General features: G+C 48.1%; 13 protein-coding genes. 8 read left to right on the forward strand and 5 right to left on the reverse strand.

The features are described from left to right. Positions 1-98 precede the first annotated feature (98 nt). The gene (locus GNE05_RS05365; RefSeq protein ID WP_160182534.1) at positions 99-1388 is read left to right on the forward strand and encodes a lysine N(6)-hydroxylase/L-ornithine N(5)-oxygenase family protein; all 1290 of its coding nucleotides are present in this window, start codon (positions 99-101) and stop codon (positions 1386-1388) included. 25 nt (positions 1389-1413) lie between these two features. Here GNE05_RS05365 and GNE05_RS05370 read toward each other — a convergent pair whose 3' ends face one another. From GNE05_RS05370 to GNE05_RS05380, 3 genes are read right to left on the reverse strand one after another with little or no spacing between them, the layout of a single operon-like run. Beyond that, complete coding sequence (locus GNE05_RS05370) at positions 1414-2628, reverse strand: cation:proton antiporter (protein WP_003155266.1); 1215 nt, start codon at positions 2626-2628, stop codon at positions 1414-1416. Positions 2629-2635: 7 nt separating this feature from the next. Then, complete coding sequence (locus tag GNE05_RS05375) at positions 2636-3133, reverse strand: cation:proton antiporter regulatory subunit (protein ID WP_012117200.1); 498 nt, start codon at positions 3131-3133, stop codon at positions 2636-2638. Positions 3134-3159: 26 nt separating this feature from the next. Beyond that, complete coding sequence (locus GNE05_RS05380; RefSeq protein WP_014417322.1) at positions 3160-3513, reverse strand: hypothetical protein; 354 nt, start codon at positions 3511-3513, stop codon at positions 3160-3162. A gap of 184 nt (positions 3514-3697) precedes the next feature. Between GNE05_RS05380 and GNE05_RS05385 the strand changes: the two genes are divergently transcribed. Next, positions 3698-4465: an enoyl-CoA hydratase gene (locus tag GNE05_RS05385; RefSeq protein WP_017417370.1), complete on the forward strand. Its 768-nt coding sequence runs from the start codon at positions 3698-3700 to the stop codon at positions 4463-4465. A gap of 24 nt (positions 4466-4489) precedes the next feature. On the opposite strand, the gene GNE05_RS05390 is transcribed toward GNE05_RS05385, so the two are convergent. Then, entirely contained in the window at positions 4490-4675 is a 186-nt protein-coding gene (locus tag GNE05_RS05390) for a YhzD family protein (RefSeq protein ID WP_015239502.1), read from the reverse strand. Positions 4676-4780: 105 nt separating this feature from the next. Between GNE05_RS05390 and GNE05_RS05395 the strand changes: the two genes are divergently transcribed. From GNE05_RS05395 to GNE05_RS05420, 6 genes are all read left to right on the forward strand, one after another. Further along, a complete protein-coding gene (locus GNE05_RS05395; RefSeq protein WP_159353968.1) occupies positions 4781-5677 on the forward strand; it encodes an ABC transporter ATP-binding protein in 897 nt (298 codons plus the stop codon). After that, positions 5670-6929: an ABC transporter permease gene (locus GNE05_RS05400; protein WP_014417324.1), complete on the forward strand. Its 1260-nt coding sequence runs from the start codon at positions 5670-5672 to the stop codon at positions 6927-6929. The genes GNE05_RS05395 and GNE05_RS05400 overlap by 8 nt, the downstream gene beginning before the upstream one ends. Positions 6930-7039: 110 nt before the next feature. Further along, on the forward strand, positions 7040-8263 hold the full coding sequence (locus tag GNE05_RS05405) for a metallophosphoesterase family protein (protein ID WP_160182535.1): 1224 nt from the start codon (positions 7040-7042) through the stop codon (positions 8261-8263). Next, positions 8260-11142, forward strand: coding sequence for an ATP-binding protein (locus GNE05_RS05410; RefSeq protein ID WP_160182536.1), 2883 nt, complete (start codon positions 8260-8262; stop codon positions 11140-11142). Before GNE05_RS05405 ends, GNE05_RS05410 begins: the two co-directional genes overlap by 4 nt. A 73-nt stretch (positions 11143-11215) precedes the next feature. Next, positions 11216-12160, forward strand: coding sequence for a 3'-5' exoribonuclease YhaM (gene yhaM / locus GNE05_RS05415; RefSeq protein WP_003155251.1), 945 nt, complete (start codon positions 11216-11218; stop codon positions 12158-12160). A 115-nt stretch (positions 12161-12275) separates the two neighbouring features. Continuing rightward, complete coding sequence (locus GNE05_RS05420; protein WP_012117207.1) at positions 12276-12503, forward strand: sporulation YhaL family protein; 228 nt, start codon at positions 12276-12278, stop codon at positions 12501-12503. A gap of 38 nt (positions 12504-12541) precedes the next feature. Here the strand turns inward: GNE05_RS05420 and GNE05_RS05425 are convergent, their stop codons facing one another. Beyond that, a complete protein-coding gene (locus GNE05_RS05425; RefSeq protein ID WP_014417328.1) occupies positions 12542-13393 on the reverse strand; it encodes a peptidylprolyl isomerase in 852 nt (283 codons plus the stop codon). Between the last annotated feature and the right edge of the window lie 149 nt (positions 13394-13542).

Consider the following 13542-nt stretch of genomic DNA (forward strand, 5'->3'; position numbering starts at 1 on the left):
CAAAAACGGCACGGAATCAGCGTGCCGTTTTTTTTATGTTTAACCGTCTGCAAAAACGGGAAAAGACCATCAGACTGTTATTCGTAAGAGGTGTAATTATGTATGATGTCATAGGAGCGGGAATCGGGCCGTTTAATTTAGGGCTTGCCGCATTATTAGAGGATATACCCGGAACAGACGCTCTTTTTTTCGATAAAAAGAAAGAATTTGCGTGGCATCCCGGTCTATTAATTAAAGGGACAGATTTACAGGTGGCGTTTCTGGCAGACCTGGTCACGCTCGCCGATCCGAAAAGCCGCTACACGTTTTTAAACTTTCTCCATGAACATGACCGGCTGTACCGGTTTTATACGTTTAATGAATTTGATATTCCGAGACGGGAATTTAACGACTATTTGAGCTGGGCGGCTTCAGAAATCAAATCATGCCGTTTCGGCTCAGAGGTAATCGGCGTGAAAAATGCCGGCGGACATTATGACGTCAGCGTCAAGAACATTGAGGACGGAAGCATCAGTGTCTATCAAACGAAGCATTTCGTCATGGGGACGGGGTCTGAACCGCTTATTCCCGCAGAGATTGCTGGCGAAGCGCGTCAGGACACGATGGTCAGCACGGAATATTTGTTTCGGAAAGACGAGCTCGCCGGCGCCGAATCAATTACAGTGGTCGGCTCCGGACAGAGCGCCGCGGAGATCTTTTCTGACTTATTGCACGATGAACAATACCGCCGCAGCCGGCTGCAATGGGTGACACGCTCCGCCGGATTTCGAGAATTGGAAACCGCCAAGCTCGGGCAGGAAATGTTTACACCTGATTATGTGGAATATTTTAACCGCCTGCCTTTTAAAGAACGGCTGAACACGCTCCCTGAGCTGGACGGACTGCGCCACGGCATTGATTCTGACACACTTGCCGCCATTTACGATGCCCTGTATCACAGATCGATCAGCGGAGGTTCGCCTGACGTGTATATTCAGCCGATGGCGGAGCTTGAAAAAATTGAAAAGCAAAACGGGCGCTGCGTACTGAGCTTTCATCAATGGCAGATGGATGAAACCTTTACGGCCGATTCAGAAAAAGTGATATTGGCGACCGGCTTTAAATCCCATATTCCGGAATGGTTTACGGCAATTGCCCCCGATATCGAATGGGAGGATGAGAAACGGTTTAAAGTGACGGCCGATTCCCGTCTTATCTTTAAGGACGACAGGCGGCATCATTTTTTCACATTAACGAATCTTGATCATGCTCACGGAACAGGCGCTACGAATTTGAAGCTGTCTGTTTACAGAAACCAAAAAATCATCAATACCATTCTGGGGAAAGAGCATTTCTCCATTAATAAAAAAACGGCTTTTCAGCAATTTCTTCCCGCTCAAAAAAACTGACCCCTTATGAAGAGGTCAGTTTTTTTTATGATTTCTGCGGTTTCTTTTCAGGCGTCTTCCATTTGAACACGCTGTTCAACAGGAGATATATCCGCTTCGATTCTTTCGTGAGCAAAGGGCCGAAGATGGCCAGTATCAAAACATATAAGGCGGCGAAAGGTTTAAGTGAAGCGGACAGGCCGCCGGCGATGCCGAGATTTGCGACGATAATGGAGAATTCGCCGCGGGACACAATGGTCAGCCCGATATTGGACGATGCTTTATGAGAAAGCCCCGCCCGGCGCCCGGCGATCATGCCGGCGATAAAGTTTCCGGCAATCGTCAGCAGAACGGCGCCGAGGGCGAGCCATACCGCATCTCCGAGTGAAAACGGATCAATGCTGAGGCCGAAGCTGAAGAAAAACATGGCGCCAAAAAAGTCACGGAACGGCACGACAAGATGCTCAATCCTGTCAGAATGGGCCGTCTCCGAAAATACGAGTCCGAGCAAGAGCGCGCCGATCGCTTCAGCGACATGAATCGTTTCGGAAAAGCCGGCAATGAAAAAGAGCGCGGCGAAAATGACGATGACAAATACCTCGTTTGAACGGATATCAAGCAGCTTGTTCAGCAGAGGCGGCAATTTCCGAGCGGCAATGAAAAACAGCAGCATATATCCGAAAGCGATCACGATTGACATCAGCGCGCCCCCGACAGACGTCGCGTCTCCCAGAACAAGCCCGGAAACGACGGACAAGTAAACCGCCAGAAAGATATCCTCAAACATAATGATGCCGAGAATCAGCTCCGTTTCCGGATTGGCCGTGCGCTTTAAGTCGACAAGCACCTTTGCGACAATGGCGCTTGATGATATCGTGATGACACCCGCCAATACAAGCACTTCCAAAAAGGAAAAGCCCGTGATAAAGCCGTAGATCAGCCCTAAACTGAAATTAATCAGAATATAAATCGTTCCGCCGGCGGCGATTGAACGTCCGGATTTGACTAATTTTCCGACCGAGAATTCAAGGCCGAGGTAAAAGAGGAGGAACAGGACGCCCATCCGTCCGAAAAATTCAATCACTTCCCGGCTTTCGATAAACGTCAGGTCAATGATGCCCGCTTGGGGCGCGTGCGGCCCGACGAGCATTCCTAAAATGATCAGGAAGGGGATGATCGAGAATTTAATTTTATTGGCGATGACACTCGCAATGGCCACAAGAACTAACGCCGTACCGACTTCAAATACGAGATGGTCCATAAACAGATCACACTCCGTCTCTGGAGAGGAAGTCTTGGATCAGCTTTTTCAGATGCTTTCTTTCACCTGAGAGGACGAGTGTATCGTTTGCTTCAAGGAGCGAATCAGCGCCCGGGTTTAAAAGCTTTTTCTGGTTATGCTTAATGATGGCGATGACCGTCACGTCATAGTTCTGCCGCACATCCAGTTCGCCGAGCGTCCGCCCTGCCGCTTTTGCCCCTTTTTCAACTTTAAACCATTCGATAATCAGATCGTTGAACGCCATTTCAATCGATTCAAGCGCCTGCGGTTTATACACCATCCCGCCGATAATCGCGGCAATTTGTCTAGCTTCCGCATCATCAAGTGAAATGCTTGCCAGAAGCTCATCAGGGTCGCGGTCATCAAATCTGTAAATTTCCCGCCTGCCGTCATCATGAATGATGATTGTCATTTTTTCATGATTTCTCGTTTCGATTTCGAATTTTTTCCCGATGCCGGGCAGATCGTTTTCTTTAATATTCATAAAAATCCCTCCGGAATATACTGTTTTTACACCGTAAATACAGATTGGCAATGAGAAATGGTCTGATGCCGGAGGTAATTTGACTGGTATTGTATCGGAATGGCGCATGTCCTTTCCATTGTGGAATCAATGAATTGATCAAGAGGTTTGACAGATAACAGGGAGATCATCCGGGATAACGCACCGTATCCTTTTGACAGGCCTTGCGGAGCGGTTTTGGTTTGAACCGGCGTCTTTGCCGAATCCGTTTCCTGCGGGTAAACCGAAATTTGTACATGGCTGTCTGTTTCTGTCACCAATTGGGAAGGAAGAGCGACATCCGAAGGGGGGAACAGCACCATAAAAAAGCTCAGTAACAAGCTGAGTATCACATATTTCATTATCGGCGTTTTTCCCCCCTTTTGTTTTGTATATCAATTTCACTATATAAAAATGTATGTTCAGTTTCAAATGATATGCATTTTTCGGTATCTGTTGACCTTGAAAAATAAAGGAGTTTCGCTTCGGGGGAAGGAATATATCATTTGAACAAAATATGTAAGCGGATTCAAGGGGGATGTAAACATGCAGTATATTCGTTATGAAGAAAAGGGAAAGATCGCGGAGATTGTGCTGAACCGGCCTGACAGTTACAACGCGCTGAATGAACAAATGCTCCGGGAATTGGAAAATGCATGCGTGATGGCAGCCGACAGTGAGGCGCTTATCGTGCTTTTACGGGGGGAAGGCCGGGGATTTTCCGCGGGCGGTGATATTCAGATGATGACGTCGGATCATGATTCAGGAGAATATGAACGGCTCATGAAAATGATCGAATCCATTACGCTGACCCTCTATGATATGAAAAAAATTGTGATTGCCGCCATCCACGGAGCCGCGGCCGGGCTCGGGCTGAGTTTCGCGCTGTGCGCCGATGTGGTGCTCGCCGAAGAAAACGCCCGCCTCGCGATGAATTTCATCGGCATCGGATTGGTTCCCGATGGAGGAGGCCATTATTTATTAATGAGACGCGTCGGTGAGATCGAAGCGAAAAAACTGATTTGGAGCGGTGAAAAATTGCCGGCTGAAAAAGCGGTGCGGCTCAAGCTTGCCGACGGGCTGTTCAGCGGCGGCCCTAGTGAGGGGGCACAACCGTATATCGACCGATTGCTGCATGCGCCGCTGTCAGCGATGATTGAAACGAAGGCTATTTATCAGAGCCTCCATATCAGCCGGTTAAAAGACGTTTTGTCTCTTGAACGAAAGGCCCAGGAAAATATGAGAAAAACGGATGATCATAAAGAGGGCATCCGCGCCTTTTTAGAAAAACGGACGCCGCAATTTAACCGGTAAAATACAGAAGCCGGAAAGCTTCTGTTATCTGTGGAATAAAATCAGCTTTCCGGCTTCATTTACCAAGCGATGAGTACTGTTCTCAAGCTTTTTTTCCTTCAATAAAGCCTCTCCGGCGGCCTTCGCCTCCGCCTCATTATCCGCTTCGATCCGTTCATTCAGCAGCGTTTCTCCCGACGCATGGAATGCGGTCAATACATATTGTCCCATCATGTCACCCCCTTTATAGAATGATATTCTGATAAAGAATTTAAAATCCTCCATTAATTTTGACCCATTATTAGTATATAATGGGTCAAGGAAGGAGTTGGATTCGTGCTTACAATTAAAAACGTAACGAAAACATTCGGCAGCTTTACCGCTGTTGACAATTTGAACCTGCAAATACCTGAAAGGGAAATGTTCGGGCTGCTCGGCGCAAACGGCGCGGGAAAAACGACGACCTTTCGGATGATTTTAGGTCTTTTAAGCCTGACTGACGGGCATATCACCTGGAAAGGGCAGCCGGTCAATTATTCCATCAGTGAAAAAATAGGCTATCTCCCGGAAGAGCGGGGGCTGTATCCGAAAGTGAAGGTGAGTGACCAGCTTGTCTATCTGGCGAGATTAAAAGGAATGGGCAAAAAAGAGGCGGAAAAAGAGCTCATGACATGGCTCGAGCGGTTCGGCATTACAGATTACAAGAATAAGAAAGTCGAAGAGCTGTCGAAAGGAAACCAGCAGAAAATCCAGTTCATTTCGGCCGTCCTGCATAAGCCTGAACTGCTGATTCTCGATGAACCTTTCAGCGGTCTTGATCCGGTGAATGTCGAGCTGCTGAAAGAAGCGGTTATTTCTTTGAAAAACAGCGGCGTTTCCATCGTTTTTTCAAGCCACCGAATGGAGCATGTGGAAGAGCTTTGCGAGAATTTGTGCATTCTCCAGAAGGGGAAACCCGTCGTTCAAGGCAATCTGAAAGACATTAAGCGGTCTTTCGGCAAAAAAAATGTCACTGTTCATTCAGATGATGACCTCAGCTTTTTAAAAACGCATGAAGGCGTCGTGAAATGGAAGGAAACAAATGACGGGATCAGACTGCAGGTCGCGAATGAACCGGTTTCTCAGGATATTTTCCGGGCGCTGCAAGGGAAAGGTTTTATACGGAAGTTCGAATTGGAAGAGCCGTCACTGCATGATATTTTTATAGAAAAGGTGGGGGCCGTTTATGAATAAATTTTGGATTATGCTGTTTCATACATATAAAAACAAAATCGCGGCAAAGTCATTCATTATTTCGACCGCCATTACCGTTTTATTGGTATTAGCGGTGACCAACCTGCAATCGATTATATCCGTGTTTCAATCGGATGACGGCAAGCAGCAAATTGCGGTGATTGATGAAACGGGCGGGCTGTATCCGGCGTTTGCAAAACAGCTTAAAGCGGCGGATACAGACAATGATCTGCAGGCAATGGAGACGAAGGAGTCTGAAAAAGATGCCGTAAAGCGAGTCAAAGACGGTGAATGGGACGGACTGTTTATCATCAGACAAGATCAAAAAGGAACGATAACAGGAGCATACAAGGCGCTGACCATTTCCGATGAATCAGCGTATAAACTGCTCAAGCAGGCTTTAACCCAGACAAAAACCGCTGTCGAAACCGCCAAGCTCGGCATTTCGGCAGAAAAAGTCAGCAGCCTCTACACTCCGCCGGAAGTCAGCAAAGACGCGCTGGAAAAAGGGGCGAAATCTGAGGAAGAGCTCGGTCAGGTAATGGGGCTTGTATACATCATGCTGTTTGTCATCTACTTCTCAGTTATCATGTACGCAAGCATGATTGCGATGGAAGTGGCGACGGAAAAATCGTCCCGCGTCATGGAAATTTTAATTTCAAGCATGCCGCCGATTCAGCAGATGTTTGCCAAACTGTTCGGTATCGCGCTCGTGGGGATCACACAGTTTGCGGTGCTGATTGCGGCGGGTTATCTCTCACTGAAGCTGAACCCTCATAATGAGGCGTCGTCGCCGATCAGTGCATTTCTCAATTTTACGGATGTTCCAGTCTCGACGATAGTCTATGCCGTCATTTTCTATTTGCTCGGCTATTTTCTTTACGCGACGCTTGCCGCGTTTCTCGGCAGTGTTGTCAGCCGGATAGAGGACGTACAGCAGACGATTCAGCCGATGGTTTTTTTAGTCGTCGCAGGTTTTATGATCGCCATGTTCGGCATCGGCAATCCTGACGCCGGTTTTATTACCGTTACATCTTACATTCCGTTTTTCACGCCGATGATTATGTTTTTACGCGTCGGGATGCTCGATATCCCGTTTTGGCAGGCTGCGGCCGGAATCGCCCTGACACTGGTCACTATCGTGATCTTTGCGGCGGTCGGCGCGAAAATTTACAAAGGCGGCGTATTGATTTACGGAAACGCCAGCGGATTCAAAGCGATTAAACAAGCGTTGCGCATCTCCAAAAAATAAGAGAAACAGCCCGGAACAGCCGGGCTGTTTTTTTATTTTGCAGAACGTGCATTCGTATAAAAACGGTGCTAAAATAAGGGTAATTCAATTTGCAGAAAGGGGAGGGCGAGATGGCTGATCTGACGTTTATTCATGCCGCTGACCTGCATCTGGACAGCCCGTTTTACGGCATTTCGAATCTGCCTGAACCGGTATATGCGCGTATTAAAGAAAGCACATTTCACAGCGTCCGCCGACTGACGGACGGGGCACTCCGGGAGCAGGCAGATTTCGTGCTGCTTTCGGGGGATCTGTTTGACGAAGCCAACAGAAGTTTAAAAGCCCAGCTGTTTTTGAGAAAACAGTTTACGAGATTACAGGAAGCGGATATCCAAGTGTTCGTCATATTCGGCAACCATGATCATTTGGGCGGTAAGTGGACGCCGATTGAATGGCCGGAAAATGTACATATCTTCACCTCGGATACACCGGAGGAAAAATCTTTCTTTAAAAACGGAGAGCTTGCGGCAAGCATTTACGGGTGCAGCTATCAGGAAAGAAGCGTAACGGTCAATCAGGCGGCCCGTTACCGGAAAATGACCGGCGCGCCTTATCATATCGGCATGCTCCACGGCATGTTATCAGGAGCGGAAGGGCATGACCCGTACTGCCCGTTTACGAAAGAAGACCTTGAAAAAAGCGGCATGGATTACTGGGCGCTCGGACACATTCATAAACGGCAGGTTCTGTCCGCCCAGCATCCCGCCGCCATTTACCCCGGGAATATTCAAGCCCGGCATTTAAAAGAAACCGGACCTAAGGGATATTTTCTCGTCCGGGCGGCAAACGGTGAGATGTCTTGGGAATTCAAAGAAGCGCATGATGTGTTATGGGAGGAAATTGATCTGGATATCTCCGCAGCTGAACATATGACTTCACTTCTGAGAGCCGCATCAGATACATTCTCCGGCTTGCGCGCGGCGGGCCGTCCGGCATGTGTCAGGCTGGTGCTTCGCGGCGCAGCGCCCCGCTTTTGGACGGAGGCGCCCGCAGGCATCGTGGAGGAGCTTCTTTCCGCTTTACAGGAGGAAGAGGCCGAAGAGGAATGTTTCATCTGGCCGCTTGCGCTTGAGGATCGGACGGACGAAACAGACAGCGTGCCGCCCGATCCGTTTTTTAAAGGGCTGCTTCAGGACATAGAACAATGCGCGGACATGAGCGGTGTATTTGAAGCCCTTGAGCGTCATCCCGTATACCGGCGTCAGATGGCTTCATTTACAGATGAAGAGATACTGGATATTAAGCGGCAGGCTCAAGCCGTTTTAAGACGCCAGATGAAGGAGCTTCAGCGATGAAAATAACGGCGATGCATATTTACCAATACGGAAAATTTTCCGACCGAAGTTTTCAGCTGTCAGATTCTCCCGTGCAAGTGATCTACGGGTTAAATGAAGCGGGGAAAACGACATTGATGTCCTTTATCAAAAGCGTGCTGTTCGGTTTTCCGAAATCAAAAAAATACGAACCGAAAAATGGCGGGGTTTACGGCGGCGCTGTGGAATTGAAGCATGTCGATCACGGCGCTGTCAAAATCGAACGGACAAAAGGCGCTGCCGAAAAAGTCAGAGTGTATACGGCTTCAGGCGAAATCAAGGACGGAGAATGGCTCAAACAGCTTCTCTCCGATACAGACCGGGCGCTGTACGAAGCGATCTATTCGTTCGATGTATTCGGACTGCAGGAGATTCAAGCTTTTAACCGGGACAAAATCGGCGAGTTTCTCCTGTATTCGAGCTTATTCGGGTCGGAAGCGGCGGCAAAGCTTGACGGGCGGCTGGCAAAAGAACTTGACAGGATATATAAGCCGAACGGGCGGAACCCCCGCTTAAATCAGGAGTTGGATACATTAAAGCGGCTCAGCGCCCAGCTGAAACAGGCGGAAGCTGCGGAAGCGGGCTATCACAGCCTTCTGGAAGAGAAAAAAAGCGCCGGCGGCCGTTTGCGGGATGCCGAAGCACGATTGAAAGACATAACTGAAGAAATCAAAACAGTAAAATCAGCGATAGAAGCAAAGCCGCTCGCAGACAAAAAAACAGCCTTGGAAAGCGAACTTTCTTCTTATCCGGAAGCATTGAAGCAATTCCCGAAGGACGGAATGCATCAGCTTGAAAAATACGAATCGCATCTCCATCCGAAAGCGGCCCGTCTTGAGGGGCTTCGGGCAAAAGCGGATGAACTCCGGCGGCAGGCTGAGCTGCTCGCTCCAAATGAGGACTTGCTGCAAAAAGAGCGGCAGCTGCAGGAGCTTTCCGGCGAGCAGCATATGTACGAATCGCGCGGCGAACAGCTTGCCGCCATCCAATCACAGATCCGGCAGACATCTGCCCGCGTTTCGTCAGGATTGCAGCAGCTCGGAAGACATGAGGAAGACGGCATTCTTTCACTGAACACCGATTATGAATATGAATGGCGGCTGCAGGAAGCCGTGCAGAGCGCCGGACAGGCAAGAGAAAGAAAGGCACAGCTTGATGCGATGTTCGAACAAGCGCGGCTGGAGCTGGAAGAAGCCGAACGAAAACATGCCGTGACGGCGGAAAACATTTTGGACCCCGCTGTCAGGAAAGAAAAAGAAGCCGCTTTACAATCATATAAGCAAACGGCTGATACAGAAGGAAACGAATGGCAGGCACATGTTCAGCAGCTGGAAAAACAGCGCGCCAGACAAAAAAAGCTCTTTCTCGGTGCGGGCATTCTGTTCATTGCGATTTTTGCTATGTTAAAGGAATGGCTGCCCGCCGCCCTTTTTACCGGCGCTCTGCTGCTGTATATGCTGTCCGGCATGCAAAAGCCGCTGCCGTCAGAAAGAGGAGGGCCCGGACACAAGAAAAAGAAGCCGGCGATCTCTAAAGAAGCGGCTGATCTTCTGCAGGAAGAGCTTTGGCGTGACGGCCGGCACCGGCAGCAGCTGATTGCGGATCAAGCCGTGCTTGAACAGAAAGAAGCGGCATATGAAAGAGTCATCCGCCAATATGAAGAATGGGAGGCGGAAATGGCGCCGTCTGAAAAACAGGCGGAACTTTTTATGAAGGAACTGGGGTTTTCAGGAAGTCCTTCCCATCTTCTTGACGCATATCATGTGATGAAAGATGTCAAAAAAGAAATCCTTAACAAGCATGAGCTGACCATTGAAGCGGGCAGGCTGCAAAAGCTGCAAAGAGCTTTTGAGGACCGGGTCAAAAAGCTGAGTCCTTCAGACGGAAGGGAGCTGTCCGTAAAAGAAAGACTGCACGTTTTGCTGGCGCAGGCGGAACGGGCCCGTGAGGAAGCAAAACGAAAGCAGGCGCTCGAAACGGATCTGCTGCATGCACAAGAGCAAATGCGTGAATTAAATGAAGAAGTTCATTACTACGAACAGCAGGTCAAACAGCTTTTCATGGCGGCAGGCGCAAAAAAACGCGAACACTTTTGTGAACTCGCCAGGCTGAATGAAAGCCGCCGGGAAAAAGAGCGGCAGCTGCGCGAAATCAAAACGCACTTGTCCGGCATAGGCGGAAAACAGCTGGAGCCGTACATGAGCCGCACAGTGTCCGAACTTGAACATACAGTCGTTCAGAAGGAAACAGAGAAAAAAACGCTTGAGGAAAAAAGCGCCCAGCTCCGTGAGCAAACCGCTTTATTAACGGTGAAGCAAGAGCAGCTGGAGTCCTCGGGGCTTGTATCCGATTTAAAACATCAGACAGAAATGCAGAAGGAGCGCGTGAAAAAAACCGCTAAAGAGTGGGCCGCATTACAGACGGTCAGACACATTATCAGGGAAAAAATGGAGCGGCATAAAAAAGTGACGCTTCCCCGTCTGTTAGAAACCGCCGGTGCATTATACGGACCGCTTACGGACGGACGCTATCACAAATTGTATTTTTCCGAGGCTGATGATTCTATTATGGTCATGCGGAAAGACGGAACGGTGTTTTCTGCAGGCGAACTGTCACAGGCGGCATGCGAGCAGCTTTATGCGGCGATTCGTTTTGCCCTTGCGTCAGAGAGGGAGTCTGCGGTATCACTGCCGTTTTTACTTGATGACAGTTTTGTCCATTTTGACAGGCAGCGGCTGCAGCGGCTGTTTGATGTGCTGAATCAGCTTTCAGAAGGCGGGCGGCAGATACTTTATTTCACCTGCCATGAGCATGTCAGCCGGTCTTTTCACAGCGGACAAGTCATGCGGCTCCTGTCATAAAAGAGTTTATTTTCAAAAAAGAGGTATGTGCTATACTGGTATTATGTAAGATATGGAGGGAGCTTTTAATAGAATGGCAAAAGGTATTATGCTGCACGAGGTCGGCGAGCAGGTCGATCAATACTTTCTGATTAAATCTTCGACTAAAGGAATCGCAAGCAACGGAAAACCATTCCTGACGTTAATGCTGCAGGACCAATCGGGAGATATCGAAGCGAAGCTGTGGGATGCCAAGCCGACTGATGAAGTAACGTACGCGGCGCAGACGATCGTGAAGGTGATCGGAGATGTCCATCACTATCGCGGACGAAACCAGCTTAAGCTGAGAAACATCCGGCCGGCCGGCGAGAACGAAAATGTCAGCATTGATGATTTTCTGGAAACGGCGCCAATTCCGAAAAATGAAATGATGGAAACCGTCACTCAATACATTTTTGAAATGAAAAATCCAAACATCCAGCGGATCACAAGACATCTGGTCAAAAAATATGCGGCTGAGTTTATGGATTACCCGGCTGCGGCTAAAAACCACCATGAGTTCGTCTCCGGGCTCGCGTATCATGTAGTGTCCATGCTGAACCTGGCAAAAGCGATTGCCGATCTGTATCCGTCTCTTGACCGGGATTTACTGTATGCCGGAGTCATTCTGCATGATCTCGGCAAAGTAAAAGAGCTTTCAGGCCCCGTCTCCACAACGTACACCGTGGAAGGGAATCTGCTCGGGCACATTTCGATCATGGTGACAGAGCTTTCAAAAGCAGCCGAAGAGCTTCAGATTGACGCTGAAGAAGTGCTGATTCTGAAACATTTGATTTTAAGCCATCACGGAAAAGCGGAATGGGGAAGCCCGAAACCGCCGATGGTGAAAGAAGCGGAAATTCTGCACTACATTGATAATCTGGATGCAAAAATGATCATGATGGACAGAGCGCTGGAACGGGTGAAGCCGGGCGAATACACAGAGCGTGTATTTGCGCTTGAAAACCGTTCTTTCTACAAACCGACTTTCCATCAATAAGATAAAAAAGGCCGATTCTCTATGATCGGTCTTTTTTACGTTCAGCTCTCATAACTTGTCTTTATCAAGCATAGCTTAGAATAAAGACTCTGGGTGAAAAAAGGAGGAAACCGACGTGCTATTTTTTCCTTGGTGGGTATACCTTTGCATTATCGGAATTATTTTCAGCGCATATAAGCTTTTCACAACAGCTAAAGAAGAGGAAAAGCTTGACCAGTCGTTTATTGAAAAAGAAGGAAGGGTGTATATTGAACGGATGGAACAGGAACGCGAGCGCCGTATGGCTGCGCCCGCAAGTGAAAACGGGGATGCGGAAGAAAACTCCAATCATTCCATCGCATAAAAAAACTGTGCGGCTCGCCGAGAGCCCGCACAGTTTTTTTATTTAGATTCAGAAGATGTTGAAGTGTTAAACGTGTCTTTTAAGTCTTTGTCTTCAACTTTTACGTCAGCTTTTTTCATGACTTTTTGAATCGCTGCCTGTACAGCTGAGTTGTCGTTTAATTTCTGTTTAAGAACTTCTTCTTTCAGTTCTTTTTTCATGTCATCATATTTGCCGCGTTCTTCCGTCTTTTTGATGATATGATAACCGAATTTTGTTTTGACCGGATCGCTGACTTGTCCGACTTTCAGGCCGAATGCAGCTTTGCTGAATGTTGCATCCATTGACTTTTTATCGAACCAGCCAAGGTCGCCGCCGCTGTCTTTTGATGTGTCAGTTGAGTATTCTTTCGCAAGCGTTTCAAACTTCTCGCCTTTTTTCAGCTTTTTCTCCACTTCGTCAGCTGTCTTTTTGTCAGCGACAAGGATGTGGCTCGCGCGGATTTTACCTTTTAAGCCGTCGTAATATTCTTTCGTATCAGCGTCAGTCACTTTGATGTTGTCTTTCGCCGCTTTTTGTGCAAGCAGTTCGTACTTCACCTGATCTTTCAGGTAATCTTCGCCGTACTGCTGTTTAAGGGCGCTGTACTGATCGCCGAGCTGCGTTTTGTACTCTTTCAGCTTGTTATCGATTTCTTTATCCGTTACTTTGTATTTTTTTGCTAATACTTTTTCTTGTACGAGCTGTGTCAGCACACTTGCACCCGCGGTTTTTTTCATGTTCGTGTAGAGCTCGCCTTTTGTTACATTTCCGGCATCTGTCTTGGCGATTACGTCGTTGTCGCCGCTGCTGCAAGCGCTGAGAGCCAGGACGCTCGTTGCCGTAATAGCTGCTATCGCGATTTTCTTCATTCCTTTAAACACTCCTAATCATCCAAATTAAATTGCATATGCGTATCATAACATATTGTGGCTTTCTGTAAAAAGATTTTAAATAAAGGGCATTCGTCTAGTCAAACTTTTTCCTGATACATACAAATATATTGATCATGAAAAGGAGG

This window comes from Bacillus sp. AM1(2019), from assembly GCF_009906915.1.
Taxonomy (GTDB): Bacteria; Bacillota; Bacilli; order Bacillales; family Bacillaceae; genus Bacillus; species Bacillus velezensis.

Excerpts from the sequence above, each read along its gene's own strand:
- GNE05_RS05365 (WP_160182534.1), top strand. The coding sequence starts at position 99 with ATGTATGATGTCATAGGAGCGGGAATCGGGCCGTTTAATTTAGGGCTT.
- GNE05_RS05370 (WP_003155266.1), bottom strand. The coding sequence starts at position 2,628 with ATGGACCATCTCGTATTTGAAGTCGGTACGGCGTTAGTTCTTGTGGCC.
- GNE05_RS05375 (WP_012117200.1), bottom strand. The coding sequence starts at position 3,133 with ATGAATATTAAAGAAAACGATCTGCCCGGCATCGGGAAAAAATTCGAA.
- GNE05_RS05380 (WP_014417322.1), bottom strand. The coding sequence starts at position 3,513 with ATGAAATATGTGATACTCAGCTTGTTACTGAGCTTTTTTATGGTGCTG.
- GNE05_RS05385 (WP_017417370.1), top strand. The coding sequence starts at position 3,698 with ATGCAGTATATTCGTTATGAAGAAAAGGGAAAGATCGCGGAGATTGTG.
- GNE05_RS05390 (WP_015239502.1), bottom strand. The coding sequence starts at position 4,675 with ATGGGACAATATGTATTGACCGCATTCCATGCGTCGGGAGAAACGCTG.
- GNE05_RS05400 (WP_014417324.1), top strand. The coding sequence starts at position 5,670 with ATGAATAAATTTTGGATTATGCTGTTTCATACATATAAAAACAAAATC.
- GNE05_RS05405 (WP_160182535.1), top strand. The coding sequence starts at position 7,040 with ATGGCTGATCTGACGTTTATTCATGCCGCTGACCTGCATCTGGACAGC.
- GNE05_RS05410 (WP_160182536.1), top strand. The coding sequence starts at position 8,260 with ATGAAAATAACGGCGATGCATATTTACCAATACGGAAAATTTTCCGAC.
- yhaM (WP_003155251.1), top strand. The coding sequence starts at position 11,216 with ATGGCAAAAGGTATTATGCTGCACGAGGTCGGCGAGCAGGTCGATCAA.
- GNE05_RS05425 (WP_014417328.1), bottom strand. The coding sequence starts at position 13,393 with ATGAAGAAAATCGCGATAGCAGCTATTACGGCAACGAGCGTCCTGGCT.